This window comes from Zhongshania marina (assembly GCF_002915595.1).
In the GTDB taxonomy this organism is placed as follows: Bacteria; Pseudomonadota; Gammaproteobacteria; order Pseudomonadales; family Spongiibacteraceae; genus Spongiibacter; species Spongiibacter marinus_B.
Window position 1 is genome coordinate 97147 of record NZ_PQGG01000010.1, and the last position, 17645, is coordinate 114791.

At 51.0% G+C, this 17645-nt stretch carries 15 protein-coding genes and 1 riboswitch; of the genes, 12 read left to right on the plus strand and 3 right to left on the minus strand.

The features are described 5' to 3' along the window. Nucleotides 1–71: 71 nt before the first annotated feature. Complete coding sequence (locus C0068_RS04620) at nucleotides 72–554, minus strand: YajQ family cyclic di-GMP-binding protein (protein WP_103683317.1); 483 nt, start codon at nucleotides 552–554, stop codon at nucleotides 72–74. A gap of 121 nt (nucleotides 555–675) precedes the next feature. Between C0068_RS04620 and C0068_RS04625 the strand changes: the two genes are divergently transcribed. The 8 genes from C0068_RS04625 to C0068_RS04660 all read left to right on the plus strand — a co-directional run bounded on the left by C0068_RS04625 (nucleotide 676) and on the right by C0068_RS04660 (nucleotide 9597). After that, on the plus strand, nucleotides 676–1656 hold the full coding sequence (locus C0068_RS04625) for a ketopantoate reductase family protein (protein ID WP_103683318.1): 981 nt from the start codon (nucleotides 676–678) through the stop codon (nucleotides 1654–1656). A gap of 43 nt (nucleotides 1657–1699) precedes the next feature. Continuing rightward, nucleotides 1700–1879, plus strand: a riboswitch (cobalamin riboswitch). 90 nt (nucleotides 1880–1969) lie between these two features. Further along, nucleotides 1970–3841, plus strand: a complete 1872-nt coding sequence (locus C0068_RS04630; protein ID WP_103683319.1) for a TonB-dependent receptor domain-containing protein — start codon at nucleotides 1970–1972, stop codon at nucleotides 3839–3841. 72 nt (nucleotides 3842–3913) lie between these two features. After that, complete coding sequence (gene cobO, locus C0068_RS04635) at nucleotides 3914–4519, plus strand: cob(I)yrinic acid a,c-diamide adenosyltransferase (protein ID WP_103683320.1); 606 nt, start codon at nucleotides 3914–3916, stop codon at nucleotides 4517–4519. Next, nucleotides 4519–5409 carry a cobalamin-binding protein gene (locus C0068_RS04640; protein ID WP_103683321.1) on the plus strand — a complete coding sequence of 297 codons (891 nt, stop codon included), beginning with the start codon at nucleotides 4519–4521 and terminating at the stop codon, nucleotides 5407–5409. The genes cobO and C0068_RS04640 overlap by 1 nt, the downstream gene beginning before the upstream one ends. Continuing rightward, a complete protein-coding gene (locus C0068_RS04645; RefSeq protein WP_199176112.1) occupies nucleotides 5396–6400 on the plus strand; it encodes a FecCD family ABC transporter permease in 1005 nt (334 codons plus the stop codon). The genes C0068_RS04640 and C0068_RS04645 overlap by 14 nt, the downstream gene beginning before the upstream one ends. Nucleotides 6401–6402: 2 nt before the next feature. Continuing rightward, on the plus strand, nucleotides 6403–7173 hold the full coding sequence (locus C0068_RS04650; RefSeq protein WP_199176113.1) for an ABC transporter ATP-binding protein: 771 nt from the start codon (nucleotides 6403–6405) through the stop codon (nucleotides 7171–7173). A 4-nt stretch (nucleotides 7174–7177) separates the two neighbouring features. Beyond that, on the plus strand, nucleotides 7178–7834 hold the full coding sequence (gene bluB, locus C0068_RS04655; RefSeq protein ID WP_199176114.1) for a 5,6-dimethylbenzimidazole synthase: 657 nt from the start codon (nucleotides 7178–7180) through the stop codon (nucleotides 7832–7834). A 323-nt stretch (nucleotides 7835–8157) separates the two neighbouring features. Next, entirely contained in the window at nucleotides 8158–9597 is a 1440-nt protein-coding gene (locus tag C0068_RS04660) for a cobyric acid synthase (RefSeq protein WP_103683323.1), read from the plus strand. A 10-nt stretch (nucleotides 9598–9607) separates the two neighbouring features. Here C0068_RS04660 and C0068_RS04665 read toward each other — a convergent pair whose 3' ends face one another. Both C0068_RS04665 and C0068_RS04670 read right to left on the minus strand, forming a co-directional pair. Next, nucleotides 9608–10537 (minus strand): alpha/beta hydrolase, encoded by a 930-nt coding sequence (locus C0068_RS04665; RefSeq protein ID WP_103683324.1) that lies wholly within the window; start codon nucleotides 10535–10537, stop codon nucleotides 9608–9610. Nucleotides 10538–10575: 38 nt separating this feature from the next. Then, a complete protein-coding gene (locus tag C0068_RS04670; RefSeq protein WP_158249913.1) occupies nucleotides 10576–11403 on the minus strand; it encodes an SDR family NAD(P)-dependent oxidoreductase in 828 nt (275 codons plus the stop codon). Nucleotides 11404–11570: 167 nt separating this feature from the next. Between C0068_RS04670 and C0068_RS04675 the strand changes: the two genes are divergently transcribed. The 4 genes from C0068_RS04675 (at nucleotide 11571) to C0068_RS04690 (ending at nucleotide 17512) form a co-directional block, all read left to right on the plus strand. Next, nucleotides 11571–12731: a helix-turn-helix transcriptional regulator gene (locus tag C0068_RS04675; protein ID WP_103683326.1), complete on the plus strand. Its 1161-nt coding sequence runs from the start codon at nucleotides 11571–11573 to the stop codon at nucleotides 12729–12731. A gap of 112 nt (nucleotides 12732–12843) precedes the next feature. Continuing rightward, nucleotides 12844–14313, plus strand: coding sequence for a flavin-containing monooxygenase (locus C0068_RS04680; protein WP_103683327.1), 1470 nt, complete (start codon nucleotides 12844–12846; stop codon nucleotides 14311–14313). A 39-nt stretch (nucleotides 14314–14352) separates the two neighbouring features. Further along, nucleotides 14353–15108 (plus strand): SDR family NAD(P)-dependent oxidoreductase, encoded by a 756-nt coding sequence (locus tag C0068_RS04685; protein WP_103683328.1) that lies wholly within the window; start codon nucleotides 14353–14355, stop codon nucleotides 15106–15108. Between the two features lie 187 nt (nucleotides 15109–15295). After that, nucleotides 15296–17512, plus strand: a complete 2217-nt coding sequence (locus tag C0068_RS04690; RefSeq protein WP_103683329.1) for a TonB-dependent receptor — start codon at nucleotides 15296–15298, stop codon at nucleotides 17510–17512. Nucleotides 17513–17645 lie beyond the last annotated feature (133 nt).

Consider the following 17645-nt stretch of genomic DNA (forward strand, 5'->3'; position numbering starts at 1 on the left):
GCCAGCAATATTGCAAGGGTATTTGAATTACCCTGCGATAATCGCCAGCAAATCTCGCAATAAACCGTCGATTAATCGCGGAAGTTAGTAAACTGCAAAGGCTGATCTAACTCCTCAGCGCGCAATAGTGCCATCACCTGCTGCAGATCATCACGCTTTTTACCAGTCACTCGCACTTGCTCGTCTTGAATCTGGCTTTGCACTTTAATTTTGCTGTCTTTGATCAACTTGACGATTTTGCGCGCCACATCGGAGGTCAGGCCGCTTTGCATGGTAACCAATTGTTTTACCTGCTTGCCCGCACCTTTTACATCCGCCAAATCCATTGCCTTTGGATCAATTTTCACTTTAATTAGGGCGGCGCGCAGCAGGTCTTCCATTTGCTGCAATTGAAATTCCGCATCAGCGAACATGGTCACCGTTAGTCCCTCGCGCTCAAAACGCGCGTCCACACCTTTAAAATCGAAGCGAGTATCAATAACACGCCCAGCCTGATCGACGGCATTGGTAAAAACGTGCAGATCCACTTCTGAGACAATATCAAACGCTGGCATAGCCTAGTTTCCTTTGTTATGTTGCGGTCGGCAGTTTAGCATTCTCGGCGAAGCGAAAAAACGCACATAGACAAGCCTAGGCTTGTGCTCACTCATTGGATTATCGCTGTCGTGACTAAAAATGCGCCAACCGAGACCCGAGGAAGGTAGTTTGCTCACTCCAGAATCCCCCACAACAATCACTTGGCATATTTTGGGTGCCGGTGCTATCGGCAGTCTGTGGGCGATATACGGCCACCGCGCTGGCGCCGATGTCCGGCTTATTCTGCGGGATCAGCAAACCTTGGGTGCCTACCAGCAATGCGCAGGCATTAGCTTACATAGTGGTGAGCAAACTCTGCACTACCGACTACCCGCAAGTTGCCCTACTAGCCAGTCATCTCCCATTCAGCATTTATTGATTACCACCAAAGCGCAGCAAACGCTCCCTGCATTAAAGACGCTCAACACTCATATTGCCGATGATGCGGTACTTTTATTGCTGCAAAATGGCCTCGGTATTGCAGAGCAAATCCAGCGCGAGTTTCCCAAGGCGACGGTCATTCAAGGCTCCACAACCGAGGGCTGCTACCGGCAAAACCGCTTCGAATTCGTCCATGCCGGTCGCGGCCAAACATTTATTGGCAGTAACAAAGACGGCGAGCACGACACCCTTCTTCAGCTTGCCCACTCACTGTCTTTCAGTCCTTTATCGGTGAGCGTCAGCGACAATATCAAGGCCGTTTTGTGGCGCAAACTGGCCGTGAACTGCGTCATTAACCCCTTAACGGTTATTCATCGCTGTCGCAACGGTGAGCTACTAAATAGCCCAGAGCGCCGCGCACAAATGCGACAGGTCGTTGACGAAATACTCGAAGTCAGTGCCGCACTCGGCCACGCGGACTGGGTAGCGGACTTACATAAACTCGTCACCGACGTCGCCACCACCACTGCTGCCAATCGCTCATCTATGCTGCAGGATGTGGAAGCCGGACGCGACACAGAGATTGATGCCATTACTGGCTATCTCTGCCATCTCGCGGCCCAGCACAAGATTGCCGTTCCGATGAATCAACAGCTCTTAGACAAAGTTAAACGCCTATCAAGCCCCCATCAGCCCTGAAGCCGCCATAACCTCAATTTGACAAAAACCCAGCACAGCCTTAGAGTGCGCGCCAAGTAACAGGTGCCCTGCGTCACGTATTTGGTGACAAAGAGTTAAACGGGAAGTCTGGTGCGCGACCACTTTTTCAAGTGAGCGCAATGCCAACGCTGCCCCCGCAACGGTAAGCACATTTCAATATGAAAAGTGCGAGCCCGGAACCGGCCTTTACTGATTCACCCGATGAAGCGGAGGGCTCCATCAGCGGTCGTATACTTGTATATAACCCCTACCCCTCCCTCATTGCTTCCTTTTATAGCTTTGAGGTTTAACCATGAACAAAACAACTCTTGCTGCTGTTAGCAGTGTCCTTACGCTGGTGACATCCCCTATCTTTGCGGCGGATGAATCCCATATTGAAACCACCATCGTCACCGCGACCCGCACCGAGCAGTCGGTGGCAGACATTCTCGCGCCGGTTACGGTCTTTGAGCGCGCTGACATTGAGCGTATTCAACCCAATGACTTACAGGAATTACTCTCCCGCGCTGTCGGCGTCAGCTTTGTCCGCAACGGCGGCCGCGGCGCCAGCACCAGCTTGTTTGTGCGTGGCAATCAAAGTAATCACACCCTAGTGATGATCGACGGCGTACGCATTGGCTCAGCCACCAACGGCACACCAGCGCTCACCAATTTGCCACCAGAGCTAATTGAACGCATCGAAATTGTACGTGGTTCACGCTCCAGCCTTTACGGATCAGAAGCCATTGGCGGCGTCATCAATATCATTACCCGCAAATACCACGACACTGATGGCATACAACCCATGTTACAAATTGGCGTGGGCACCCAGGGCACCCGCAAAGTACTAGCCGCTATTAGCGGAGGCAATGAACAAACCCAAGCCAACATCAGTATCTTGCGTGAAGAGACCGACGGCGTAGACAACACCTCTAGCAAAGCTGGGGTAGCTGGCGACGACGACGCCTTTGAGCAAACCGCTGTCAACGCAAGCTTCAGTCACAAAATAAACGATAAGGCTGAGCTATTTGCCTTCTATCAAAACAGCCAAACCGAAAGCGACTACGACAATAACTGCCGCGCCGGTGGCGTGACCTATACCTGCTCACCCTATACCGACGGCGAAGTCAGCATCGCCAATATTCGCGGCGAATTCCGCCCACTAGAAAACTGGTTACTCACCCTTTCTGCTGGCGAGTCCAAAGACGAATCCACCATTGACTATCACTATGTCGACCCCGCCGCAGTCGGTGTCAGTGGCGACACCTTTGACACAACGCGACGCGTTTACAGCCTGCAAAATGACTGGACTATTGGTGAACATCACGTGATTACCGCCGGCTATGAGCGCTTCCTCGACCACGTTGAAAGCAATCTTAGCTACGGCGAGCAAAGCCGAGCGAACAAAGCTTACTTCGCACAGTGGCAGGCAGATTTTGGCCGCCTAAACTTTACCCTTGGCGGCCGCAATGACGATAACGAGCAATTCGGCTCCAACGACACCGGCAACGCCTCCGTGGGTTTTGATATCAGCGATGCGCTAAAAGTCATCGCCTCCTACGGCGAAGGCTTTAATGCCCCGACCTTTAATGATCTGTACTACCCATTTTATGGTGTACCTACCCTAGAACCAGAAACTTCTGAAAACACCGAATTAGAACTGCGCGGCAATCACCAGTGGGGTAGCTGGAGCGTGGCGCGATTTGAAAACGACGTCGACAAACTTATTCAATACAACCCTGCCACCTTTGGCCCAGATCAAATTGAAGGCGCCGAAATCAAGGGCTGGGAATTCAGCGTAGCAACTGAAATCATGAACTGGAACGTCGACGCCAACATCAGCCTGCTAGACGCCACCGATGCAAACAGCGGCTTAGATTTACGTCGCCGCGCCGACAAGCAAGCCAACCTCGACGTCGGCCGCGAATGGCAGCACTGGAGTGTGAGCGGCAGCCTGCGCTTAGTGAGCAGCCGTTATGAAGACACCGCCAATACCGACGAACTCGGCGGTTACGGCTTAGTAGACGGCACCGTGTCTTACCGCGTAAACGAGCAGGTAAAACTGCAGCTAGCACTGAAAAACATCTTCGATAAAGAATATGTCAGCGCCCGCAGTTTTAGCTTTGGCGACTACCTTTCAATCGGCCGCGAAGCGATGTTTAGCATCACCTACACGCCAAAATAAAGGTATCATTCACCGCTCAAATAATCTGCGCTGCAAGCCGGCGCAGATTTGACTCAGCGATCAGGAGCCACCATGACCCTTAATGACGAAGAAAAGCACCAAAAGCGAATGCAGATTAAAAAGGCCATGATCGACGAAAAAGTCGCCAAGGCTACTGAAGAACGCGGTGTGTTAATCGTATTAAGTGGGCCAGGTAAAGGTAAATCCAGCTCCGGTTTTGGCACCATTATTCGCGCCCTGGGCCACGGCTACAAAGCCGCCGTGGTGCAGTTTATCAAAGGTACTTGGGACTGCGGCGAGCGTAATTTTATTCAAGAGCGCTGCCCAGAAGTCCCCTTTATTGTGATGGGTTCCGGATTTACCTGGGAAACCCAAAACAAAGAACAAGACCGCGAAGCGGCTCAACAAGCATGGCAGCAGACTAAAGTATTACTGCAAGACGAGTCCATTCACCTCGTCCTGCTAGACGAACTCACCTATATTTTAAAATACGGCTATATCGACGCCGAAGAGGTTTACGAGGCACTGCGCAATCGCCCCCGCGAACAAAGCGTGATAATTACCGGCCGAGGCGCGCCCGTCCCCCTCAAAGAATTGGCCGACACGGTGTCGATGATCGACGACAAAAAACATGCGTTTCGCGGCGGTATAAAAGCCCGCAAAGGCGTGGAGTGGTAATGCGCGGTCCGCTAAAACTCATTCACGCACTACTTCTTGGCAGCGCGCTTTTATCAGCAAACGCGCACTCAGAAATCTGCGTCACAGACGATAGCGGCGCCCAACTCTGCCTACCCAAAGCCGCGCAGCGAATTATCGCGCTGTCCCCCGGTGCAACCGAATTAGTTTATGCTGCTGGCGCCGGTGATAAATTAGTCGCCGCTGTGAGCTTTAGCGACTACCCAGACGCCGCCAAAAAACTTCCCCGTGTTGGCAGCTACAACCGCTTTGACCAAGAGGCTATTCTCGCCTTAAAGCCAGATTTACTCATCGGCTGGCTCAGTGGTAATCCGCGCGAGCAATTATCGCAATTGCAGGCGCTAGGCATGCCTATTTACTACAGCGAATTGCGCGCCTTTGAAGATGTGGCCAGCTCTTTAGAACGCATAGGGAAATTAGCTGGCACCACGGACACCGCAAAAACCGCTGCTGCCGATTTCCGTCTGGGCGTCAGTAATTTGCAAAAGCGCTACGCCAACGCCGCGCCGGTAACTGTATTCCAGCAAATCTGGATCAACCCGCTGATGACCGTTAACAATGAGCACATCATCAGCGAAGCAACGCGTATTTGTGGCGGCGTAAATGTTTTTGGCGAGTTGCCCAATTTGACCGCACGCATCGACAACGAAGCCGTGCTCGCCGCCAACCCAGAAGCCATCATCGCCGGTGGCATGGGTGAAGAAAATCACGACTGGCTCAAAGACTGGCGACGCTTTAGCGGCCTGACCGCCGTGCGTCGCGATAATTTATTTTTTATTCCCCCCTCAACAATTCAGCGCCCCACGCCGCGACTGCTGCAGGGCACGACCATGCTCTGCGAACATTTGGACACCGCCCGTGGCCGGCGTTAAAAGCAATAGCAGAGCAAAGCCACTGCCGCGCTTTCTTGCGCCGCTGCTGGTGCTTTTTCTGTTTACCCTTGGCGCACTGATGCTGGCCATAACCACTGGCAGCGTCAGCATTTCTAATCAAGAACTTTGGCAAGTTTTAAACGGCGGCGGCGAACCATTGCACCGCACACTGGTATTTGAATTACGCCTGCCCCGCGCATTATCCGCCTTTGCCGCAGGCGGCTTACTCGCCGTCGCCGGCGCCTTAATGCAAGTGTTACTGCGCAACCCACTTGCCGACCCTTATGTGCTGGGTTTATCTGGCGGCGCAGCCGTCGGTGCATTAGTCGCCATGCTCAGCGGATTAAGCGCCGCCGCGGTATCTGGCTCAGCCTTTGTCGGTGCGATGATATCGGCCATTACCGTATTCGGGCTTGCCCACGGCACGGGCAGCTGGACCCCCACCCGCTTATTGCTCACCGGCGTGGTAATCGCCTCTGGCTGGGGCGCAGCCATTACCTTTATGTTGGCGGTAAGCCCCAGCGACCAGTTGCCCGGCATGCTTTACTGGCTTATGGGCGACCTCGCCTACGCCCGCTCACCGTGGATGGCCCTCGCGGTATTAGCAATTATTTCTGTTGTGATGTTGCCGCTGGGGCGCAGCCTAAATGTGCTGGCTCGCGGCCAAATGCAGGCATCCGCCTTGGGTGTATCAGTGCGGCCATTAGAGTGGACTATTTATATCTCCGCCAGTTTGCTTACCGCCTTTGCCGTGACCACCGCCGGCAGCATAGGTTTTGTCGGTTTAATTGTTCCCCATATGCTGCGGCTGGTATTGGGTAACGACCAGCGTCTAATTTTACCCGCTGCCGCATTAGCTGGCGGTGCGCTACTCACGTTAGCCGACACCTTGGCCCGTACCTTAATCGCGCCGGAGCAATTACCCGCCGGTGTCATTACCGCGCTGATTGGCGTACCTAGCTTTTTATATTTATTACACCGGAGTCGCTGAGTATGTTGGCCGCGACTGATCTCGTCATTGATATTCCCGAGCGTAAAAGTGGCACGCCGCTGTCCTTTGAAGTCAAAGCCGGAGAAATCTGGGGCATACTCGGCCCCAACGGCGCGGGTAAAACCACCTTGCTACACACCCTTGCGGGGCTTAAAAAGCCGCGTGCCGGTTCTGTAAATTTAAACAAAGATAATATTCAACAATTGCGCCGCAAGCAGGTCGCCCAACAACTCGCCGTGGTCTTCCAAAACAACGGTGAAGGTTTTCCCGCCACGGTATTAGAAACCGCCATGATTGGTCGCCACCCGTTTATTGCACCGTGGGACATTGAAACCGCCGATGATCTTGCCATTGCCCGCAAGGCCCTACAAAGATTAGAGCTGGACGATTTAGAACAGCGCCTCGTTAGCACCTTGTCTGGCGGCGAGCGCCAGCGACTGGCCATCGCCACCGCACTTTGCCAAACGCCTAAGCTGTGGCTGGCGGATGAACCCAGCAATCATTTAGATCTAAAACATCAAGTGCAAATTATGGGCTTACTAGCCGAACAAGCCGATGCCGGATGCGGTGTTATTCTCTGCCTTCACGATTTGAATTTAGCCGCCCATTGGTGCGACAAAATACTGCTACTCTATCCCAATGGCGATGCCTGCTGGGGAGATGCGGAAGCCATGCTAACCGTCGGCGCGCTAGAGCGGCTCTACGACCAAGAACTCAGCATGATCAGCAGTAAAGGCCAAACTTATTTTATGCCAGTCAGCAGTAGGAAATAACACAGTGACTGAAGCAGAAAACACCTTGCGCTATAGCGACGAAGATCGAGACACGGTCTATCGTGTCATTGCAGAGCGTCGCGACATGCGCCATTTCAGTGGTGGGCAGGTTGACGAGGGCACCTTAAAAAAATTACTCGCGGCAGCCCATCTGGCTCCCAGTGTTGGCTTTATGCAGCCCTGGCGATTTATTCGCATACGCAAAACCGAACTGCGCGAAAATATTTATCAGCTAATCCAAGACGAAAGAATTAAAACCGCCCAAGCGCTTAATGAGCGCGAAGATGAGTTCATGCGTTTAAAAGTTGAAGGTGTGCGTGACTGTGCCGAACTGCTTGTTGTGTGCTTAATGAATGGCCGCGATAAACATATCTTTGGGCGCCGCACCCTACCCGAAATGGATCTCGCCTCCGCCTCCTGCGCCATTCAAAACCTGTGGCTGGCTGCCCGCGCCGAAGGTCTGGGCATGGGCTGGGTGTCGCTATTTGATCCAAATTCACTACAAGATTTACTCAATATGCCTGAAGGCAGCCGCGCCATTGCCGTACTATGCCTTGGCCCAGTTGAAGCGTTTTACCCTCGCCCCATGCTGGAAACAGAACGCTGGGCCGAGCGTCAGGATATCGACGAATTGATAATGCAAGATGGATGGCGGGACTAGGTCTGGCGTCGGAGGTCTGATGTCGGACGTGATGGCTGCAGAATGCTGGACACGGTGGCCGCAGAACGCTGGACGGGAGACGGGAGACGCTAAGAAAATTGGTCGGAGGTCGGGTGTCTGACGTCGGACGTAAGTGGATAGGCCGCGATATATTGCCACTCCTCTTCCTAGCTTCGAGCAGTATTTTAAGCGTTTACCGTCTCCCATCTAGCGTAAAGCAATCTTGGAAAACGGGTGATGCTAAACGCAGAACGCCAATTCCTTCGTCCGACTTCCGACACCAGACGTCCAACGTCCGACTAATTAAATGAAGTGATACAACCATGACCCTAACATTAATGATTCAAGGCACCACCTCAGACGCCGGTAAAAGTGTCACCGTTGCCGGTCTTTGCCGAGTATTTAAACGTCGCGGTCTGAGTGTGGCACCGTTTAAACCACAGAATATGGCGCTGAACAGTGCCGTCACGCCAGAGGGCGGCGAGATCGGTCGCGCCCAAGCTGTGCAGGCTCAGGCCTGTGGTTTATTGCCCCACACCGATATGAATCCAGTGTTACTCAAACCCAATAGCGATACCGGCGCCCAGGTTATTATTCACGGCAAAGCCCTGAGTAATATGGAGGCGCAGGATTATCACGCCTATAAAAAACGCGCCATGAGTGCGGTATTAGAGTCCCATCAACGGCTCAGCGAACAATACGATGTCATTGTCGTTGAAGGTGCAGGCAGCCCCGCAGAAATTAATTTACGCGCCAACGACATCGCCAATATGGGATTTGCCGAAGCCGTCGACTGCCCCGTTGTAATCGTTGCCGATATTGATCGCGGCGGTGTATTTGCTCACCTTGTCGGCACGCTGGATTTACTTTCCGAAACGGAACAAGCCCGAGTTAAAGGTTTTATCATCAATCGCTTTCGCGGCGATATTGCGCTACTCCAATCTGGTTTAGATTGGCTAGAAGAGCGCACTGGCAAAAAAGTTATTGGCGTGGTGCCCTATATTCATGACCTCCACCTAGAAGCCGAAGACGCCATCGACAAGCGCCAGCAGGTTTCTGAAAATGCTATTAAAGTAGCCGTGCCGGTGTTCACCCGCATCAGCAACCACACCGATTTTGACGTACTGCGCTTGCACCCCCAGGTAGACCTTTGTTTTGTTGGCAAAGGTGAGGCCATTCCGCCCTGCGATCTAATCGTACTTCCCGGCAGCAAAAGCACCCGTCGCGACCTCGATTATTTGCGCAGCAATAATTGGGACGCAGACATCAACAAGCACCTTCGCTACGGCGGAAAAGTGCTCGGTATTTGCGGTGGATTCCAGATGCTAGGCAAAGCCGTTCACGACCCCAATGGAATAGAAGGCGATGCCGGCTCAAGTATTGGATTGGGCTTTCTCGACATGGAAACCACCCTCGGCAGCGACAAAACACTTCGCAGAGTAAGCGGACAACTCATCGGCAGCGGTGCCAAAATTAGCGGCTACGAAATACACGCCGGCATCAGCTCCGGCCCCGCCCTAGACAATGCCTTCGCAGATTTAAACAGCCATCGCGATGGCTGCCGCAGCGGCGACGGTCAAATTATCGGCAGCTATTTACACGGTCTGTTTGATGAAAGCGAAACCCGAGAAGAATTACTGCGCTGGGCTGGCGCAAGCGAGATCGAAGACCTCGACTACGCCGGCATCATAGAAAGCAATATCGAGCGCTTGGCAGATTGCCTTGAAGCGCATTTGGATATTGATGCCTTATTAGCACCATGAAAGATAAGTACTACCCAAACAAATCAACAAGCACTTCACGCCCTTGGGGAATAAAATCCGCGAAGCTGCAAAAGCCGTGGATTTGCCCAGCTACACACTGATAGTCAACGCGGTTACCCGCCGTCTCCAATCTGTCGGCGTATAGCTTGCCTTCATCACATAGCGGATCGTACTCTGCAGTTATAATCACCGCCGGCGGCAAATTGTTTAAATCTGCCGCGAGTAAATCCACATAAGGCGTTTGCGCATTTGATGCTTCGCCAAGGTAGTGCCGCCAAAACCATTGCATTTGCTCGCGGCCTAAAAAATAGCCCTCGGCAAATTTATGTTGTGATTCGGTATCGCATCCCGGTGAGGTTACGGGGTATATCAAAATTTGCTTTTGAATTGTCGGGCCTTGGCGGTCTCGGGCCAGCAGGCACAGAACTGCAGCAAGATTGCCACCGGCACTATCTCCACAAACTGAAATCGCGTTCGCATCTACACCCAATGCACCCGCCTCTTGGTTCAGCCATAGTAAGGCACGATAAGCATCTTCCGGCGCAGCAGGGAAGCGCGCCTCTGGCGCCAAACGATAGTCCACTGACACAACAACAGAAGCGCTGGCATTACAGATGGCTCTACACATACCATCATGAGTATCAAGGTCGCAGGCAACAAAGCCGCCGCCATGAAAAAATAGTATCGCCGGCAAGGTGCTGGCATTGCCCTCGGCAGCGTGTGGATAATAAATTCGCACCGCCAACGGCTCACTATTACCCGCCTCATCATCCAGCGCGGCAATCGGAACTTCGGTATTGAGAACCTTAAACACTGGCTCGACATTTTCCGCCAAGGGCAGCGTTGTTTTACGCATCATCTCTGGCGTAAGCTCAGCCAAAGGTACATTCGGCTGGCTATTCAAAAGCACTAATAGGGTTTCCACCTCTGCTGCTAACATGACCACTCCCTAATACTTAAAACTGAACACCGCTTCGTTTAATCGCAAATCACTTGTTCAAACACCGGATTGATTTCCTTAACTAAGGCCTCAGCCTTAGCTATGTAAGTCGGCTTAAAGTCAGGATGAGTGAATACCCAAAATGCCTTGCGCTCTATCGCATCAAATACCATTTCTGCCACCTCGCTCGGTGCCATACCCGCTTGAATACCCTGGCGCAGAAAATCATTTAATTGCCCAGCATTCTGCTGGGCCGTATCACTACTATCTATGGCATCCATTATATTGCTGGCTACCTGCGCGGGGCATAGTACCGACACGCCAATATCAGCCCCCTGCGACTGCAGCTCATAAAGCAAGGTTTCAGATAGCGACACCAGCGCATGTTTGCTTGCGCTATATGGGCCCATCATTGGCGAACTAAGTAGACCCGCCAAGGAAGAAGTATTCACAATATGTGCCGGCGATGATTGCGTTAACATACGCGGTACAAAGGCTTTTACTCCGTACACCGCCCCCAACAAATTAATATTTATTGTTTTCTGCCAGTCCTCAACACTGCACTGCCAAGTTAAACCATTGAGCATAATACCGGCATTATTAAATAGCAGATTGACAACACCGTAGCGCTCATAAGCAAAAGCCGCTAGGGCATTCAACTGTTCTGGATCTGAAACATCACAAACCATAACGGCGTGTTCAATACCGCGCTGGTTTAAATCCTCACTCAGTGCGGCCAAACGCGATGAACTAATATCCGCCGCGACGATCCGTATATTTCTCTGAGCACAAGCGTTCACCAAGCCCAAGCCAATACCACTTGCTGCGCCGGTGATCACCGCGACGTTTTGCTTTCCAATGTTCATAACCATACACTCAATGACTTCTTATTAGTTCCTAATGTGCAAGTTAGGAACACATAAATCATCGTCAAGATGGACTAGTACAAAGGCAAACTATGCCGCTATGCTGGCAAGCTATTCCGCGCCTGCGGAAAGACAATAATGAATAAGCACTCAGCGGATAAGAAAAAATGGCAAACGACACCGCACCATATACATTAAAGGCCTATAGCGAACTTGTTGAAAGCATATACAAAGGCCTAGACGAAACGCCACTGTGGCAGAGCTTTTTAAGGCTGCTACGGGAGGAAATGGAAGCAAATATTTGTTTTCTTATTTTGCGCACGCCCAATTTAGGCGATGCGGGATTACTTTTAAACGATGGCCTACCCACGCCGATTTCTGACACTCCCAACAATGTATATAGCGACGGTCTGTACGCCCTAGATCCCTTCGTCAATCTACCCGCAGGACAAGTAGTATCGCTGGAAGAGTTTTTACCCAAGGATCAACTCCTACACAGCGAGTTTTATCAACGCTGCATGAAACCCTTTGATTTACTGCATATTCTCGGTGTAGACATGCAACTGGCTGACGGTATGCGGGCGAATCTGCGTATTACCCGCAGCCCCAATGCTCCGGCGTTTACGGCACAAGACAAAGAAAAAATTGCCTTATTACTAACACACTTACACAGCGCCATTCCCTTATTTGCAAGATTACAGCGCATGGAAACAGAGCGAACATTACTTGATCGCACCGTTTCACAACTCTCACTCGGCACTATTATTCTCAACGACAAGCGACAATTTCTGCACTGCAATGCAATTGCTGATCAAATTCTTGCCGAGAAAAATGGTATCAGCAGTAAGGATCGGCAATTGCAAATTAGCCAAGGTAACGAGGCCAGTCACTTCCGACAATTGATTAGCAGCGCCATAGACGCGCACCGTCAAAGCAAACCGCATATTGTGCAAGCAATGGCAATTACCCGTAGTGCAGGTCATTTACCGCTGAATATTGTTGTGCGCTCCATACCCCAGCTTAGCCAAGTAGACGGCCAAGCCGTCGCCGCCGTAGCGGTATTTCTTAGCGACCCCGAATATAAATCACAAACCTCAGCAGAAGTGCTGGGCCAACTTTACGGCCTAACCCCAGCGGAATCGCGCTTAGCCATGGCGCTAGCGGACGGGCAAAGTTTAGAAGACGCCAGTAACAGCTTGCACATCAGCCGCAACACCGCCCGCGCGCATTTACGGGCAATTTTTGCCAAAACCGGCGTCACTCAGCAAACCATGCTGGTAAGCCTGCTACTAAAAAGCGTTGCAGCCTTTCTCGCCTCGCCCCGTTAACGATATTGCCCTAAATAGTTTATCTGGACGATTTAAGCCGCAACAAAGCCACATAGGATATGCCCCATAACGCAACATGCGCGGCAATTTTGGCTAATAGGGTATGGCTCAGATGAACAATAATAAACTTAATACACAGCATCGCTATGTGATTATCGGCGCTGGCATGGCCGGCATTTTAGCCGCCATCAAATTGCGCGAAGCGGGAAAGCACAATGTCCGCGTTTACGAAAAAGCAGACCGTATCGGCGGCACTTGGCGAGAGAACACCTACCCTGGCTTAAGTTGTGACGTGCCCTCCCATTCTTACACCTATTCCTTTGAGCCTAATTCTGAATGGACCCGGCATCTTCCACCGGGGCCAGAAGTACAGGCCTACTTTGAGTCCGTAGTTGCCAAATACAAGCTCGAAGAAATAATCTCTTTCAATGAAGAAATTACCGACTGCCACTTTAAAAATAATCAGTGGCATATCAGCACATCAAAGGGCAACAGTGACTGCGCCGACTTTGTTATTGCCGCCACCGGCGTATTGCATCACCCCCGCATTCCGCACATTGACGGCATGGAAAAATTCAAAGGTAAGATTTTTCACAGCGCCCGCTGGGATCACTCCGCATCATTAGAAAACAAGCGGATCGCGGTTATTGGCACCGGTTCTACCGGCGTTCAAATTGTGACGGCACTTGCTGAATGCGCTGCTCAGCTATGCCACTACCAACGCACACCACAATGGATTATGCCGGTGGTGAATGCCGAATTTAGCGAAGCCGAAAAGGCACTATTCCGCAACGATCCAATCGCCCTCAAAAGCATCCAAAATGACCCAGAATTAGAAGCAAATATTGAGCGCTTCTCAGTGGCGATTACCGAGCCAGATTCAGCGGCAATGCATGAAATTGAAAACATCGTCAGGGAAAATTTAGAAAACTCCATTAGCGATCCTGAATTAAGAGAACGCTTACGCCCTAACTACCGCGCCGCTTGTAAGCGACTAATTTATTCCGAAAACTTCTACCAAGCCGTGCAACAAGCCAATGTAGAAGTACTATTGGAAGGCGTCGATTCCATTGAAGAGAATGGTATTCGCAGTGCCGATGGCACACTCAGAGAATTCGACATTATCGTGCTCGCCACTGGCTTTCAGGCCGATCGTTTTATGCGCCCCATGAGAATAACAGGCGAAAACGATATCACACTGGAGCAAGCCTGGGCCGATCGCCCTACGGCCTATATGTCCGTATCTATTCCAGAGTTTCCCAACCTCTTTATGCTCAACGGCCCCAATGGCCCAGTCGGCAATTTCTCCCTTATCGAAATTGCCGAGCAACAGTGGCATTACATTAGCCAATTAATGTCGCTGGTTGAAAGCGGTCAATACCAGAAAGTCAGTGCCAGCCAAACTGCGCTAGAAAACTTTGATAAAGCAAGAATCGTAGCGGCTAAAAAATCCATTTTCGGATCAGGTTGCCAAAGCTGGTATTTAGATGCGCAGGGCGTACCCGCAACATGGCCGTGGACCCGCGCTCAGTTTAAAGAAGCCATGCAAAAGCCCGATTTATCAGATTATTGTTTGGCCTAAGAACAACACAAATCATCATAAAATAAAAAGGACTAAAAAATGAGAAACGTAGCCCTTATAACCGGCGCCTGCTCCGGTATTGGCCTCGCCAGTGTAGACGCACTACTTAGCAGCGGCGCCACCATTATCGCCTGCGACATCAACCCACCATCGGATGCACTATCGGCACTGTGGGAAGCAAAAAATGTGCATTTTTTTAGTCTAAACGTAGAAAGCGAAACAGCCATTCGCACGGCGGTAAATCAACTTGCGGATGAATTCGCAGGAATAGATACCTTGGTTAACTGCGCGGGTATAAGTGGCTGGGGCGGCGTCACCAATATTGATATGGCCCAGTGGCAAAAAGTACTCAACATAAACCTGACCGGCAGTATGCTAATGTGCAAATACGTCATCCCCATTATGCTTGCTCAGGGGGCCGGCAATATCATTAATGTGGCGAGCATTTTTGGTTTAGAGGCCTGCGATAATAATGTTGCTTACAACGTCTCCAAAGGCGGCATCATCCAATTAACCCGCAGTATTACCGCAGACTATGCTAGCCGTGGCATTCGCTGTAATAGCGTCGCACCGGGGCTTATCGATACCGCAATGACTAAGGATATCACTCTTGATTCAAGTCTTCATGAAAAATTCATTAGCTGGCATCTTCAGGGCCGAGCTGGCCGCGCCGACGAAGTTGCCAGTGTTATTAACTTTTTAGCTTCTAACGCCGCATCCTTTGTAAATGGCCAAACCATCGCTGTTGATGGTGGCTTTAGCGCCGGCCGCAAATTCGCTCCCCATACCGTGTGAGAGCTCTTGGCTGCCACGAGTGGCAGCCCTTTTTACTTTTACTTATCGAATAGTCCAATTCAACGATGCTTGAAAAAATCAGCCATGACATAAATAGCATCATGAAAAATGCAGGGCTAAAGATAATCGATAGAGTTCGCATTTTACTGCTGTAAAAATAAAAATATTATTTTAGTCGGAGCACACTATGTCGTCATTACGAACCCACTCTCAGTCTGCCGCTGCGCTTATTCTTGCGATCGCGGCCATAAACACCAGCCATGCCGAACAGTCTAGCAATGGTCTCACGCTAGAGGAGGTCGTTGTGACCGCCCAAAAGAAAACCGAATCTCTGCAAGACGCACCTATTTCACTAATCGCATTTGGCAGTGAAAAATTGGAACAATTAGGCATCAGCGATGTTGGCGACATTCAAAGTGCCGTACCCAATTTATCTACCGCACCACACCCAAGTAACCGAAATTCTCTCACCGCATTCATCCGTGGCGTCGGCAATGCTGACCTGCAAATCACCAAAGACCCAGCAGTAGGCGTGTATTTAGACGGCGTCTATCTCGGTCGCTCGGCGGGTCTAACCGCCGACATTGCCGACGTGCAAGCTATTGAAGTATTACGTGGCCCACAAGGCACGCTTTACGGACGCAACACCACGGGCGGTGCGATCTCGATACGCAGCGCTCAGCCCGATGAAAATTTCAGCCTTAAACAAAAGCTCAGCAAAGGCAATCGCGGTTATTGGCGCACCTTGACCCAAGCCAACCTCCCCGTGTCCGACACTCTCATGGTACGCGCCGCGTTTAGCCGAAGTGCAGAAGATGGCTGGGTTGAGAACAGTGGCGCCGGCAAAGATTTTGGCGAGCAACAAAAACAAGCTATGCGTATTGCGGTGCGCTGGCTAGCCAGTGATGATCTAATGCTGGATTACGCCTATGACCAATCAGAGATAAACGGAGGGCAACTTGCCTATCAGCTTAGCCGCGTAACCAATGCCAATGGTGCCGGCCTTACACCATTTGCCCGCGAAGATCGCCAATCTACCCTGTCGGTTAATAATTTAAAAAACAGCAGCGACGACATTAGTGGCCACAGCATAACGGCAACATGGTTTGTTAATAATGAACTCACCATAAAATCGATAACGGCTTACCGCGAACTAGACGAGTTTGCCTATCAAGATTATTCCGCAAGCGCCCACCACTTTAGCGGCGGCACATTTCCATCAATGGTAGCCAGCGGCGCAGAAATCCTCGACACCAACACCGACAAAGTGCAAGATCAAATATCCCAAGAAATTCAATTTTTGGGCAGCCTCGCAGACGGAAAAATTGATTACGTCGGCGGGCTGTATTATTTCAAGGAAGAAGGCAGCGAAGATCAATTAGCCTCACTCAATCTTTTAGCGCTGGGGGGCTTCCCTGAAATAGCCGAGGAATATTACGAAATTGACGCCAGTGCAGAATCCCTCGCAGCGTTCTCTCAAATAGAATACACCCCAGAATTTCTTGAGCAGCGTCTACATATTACCCTCGGCATGCGCTACACCAGCGACAAACGCGAGGCGACCAAATACGATAATTTGTATAACAATCTTAACGGTGCAAGCGTCAGTGGTGAGCAGACATCAAGCAAATTTACACCCAGTGTGACTGTAGCCTATGACCTCAGCGACGACGTCAATGCCTATGCCAAAATCGCCACGGCCTACCGCGCTGGCGGTTTTAATACTCGCGGTACCGAAGCGCGCTTTGCCGACGGCTTTGACCCCGAAGAATTATTAGCCTATGAAATAGGGACAAAAGCGGAGTTACTAAACCGTCGCGTAAGACTAAACCTCGCCGCCTTTTGGTATGAGTACACCGATTTGCAGGTAGACCAAAGTGATCCGGTAAATATCATTGCAACCGACACCTTCAACGCCGGTGAAGCAAAAATGTCTGGGGCAGAAATGGACTTGACCGCGCTCCTAAGCCGAGATTTGCAGCTTAATATTAGCTACGGTTACCTCGATGCCAGCTACGAATCTTTCATTCAATACGGACAGGAAGTATCAAATACCAAAAATGTGCCCTCAGCCCCTCAACACAGCTATAACATCAGTTTAGATTACGCTCGCCCCATCTCCGTGGGTGAACTCAATGCGGCGATACATTACAGCTGGGAAGATGAATACTATTTCAGCACCCAAGGTATCGCCCGTAAAGACGACGTTGGCCTACTAGGCGTGACACTCGGCGTCAGCAATATTGCCATCGGCAATAGCGAACTTAGCGTGCAACTGTGGGGACGTAATCTAGAAAACAAGAGCTATGCCGCCCACGAAATTGACTGGGCCGCGAGCGGCTTTGTGACCACCATCTTCGGTGAACCACGCAGCTACGGCTTAGACCTAACACTGTCGTTCTAAAGGCAAATCAGTAAGTAGCCAGAGCAATGCTGGCTACTTCTGTCCCCTCAAATGCCATAAAAAACCTTTAAGCAAAAAATAAACTTAGCCGACCTTATCTAAGCCGAATATTCCCCCATCTATCTCAAACGAC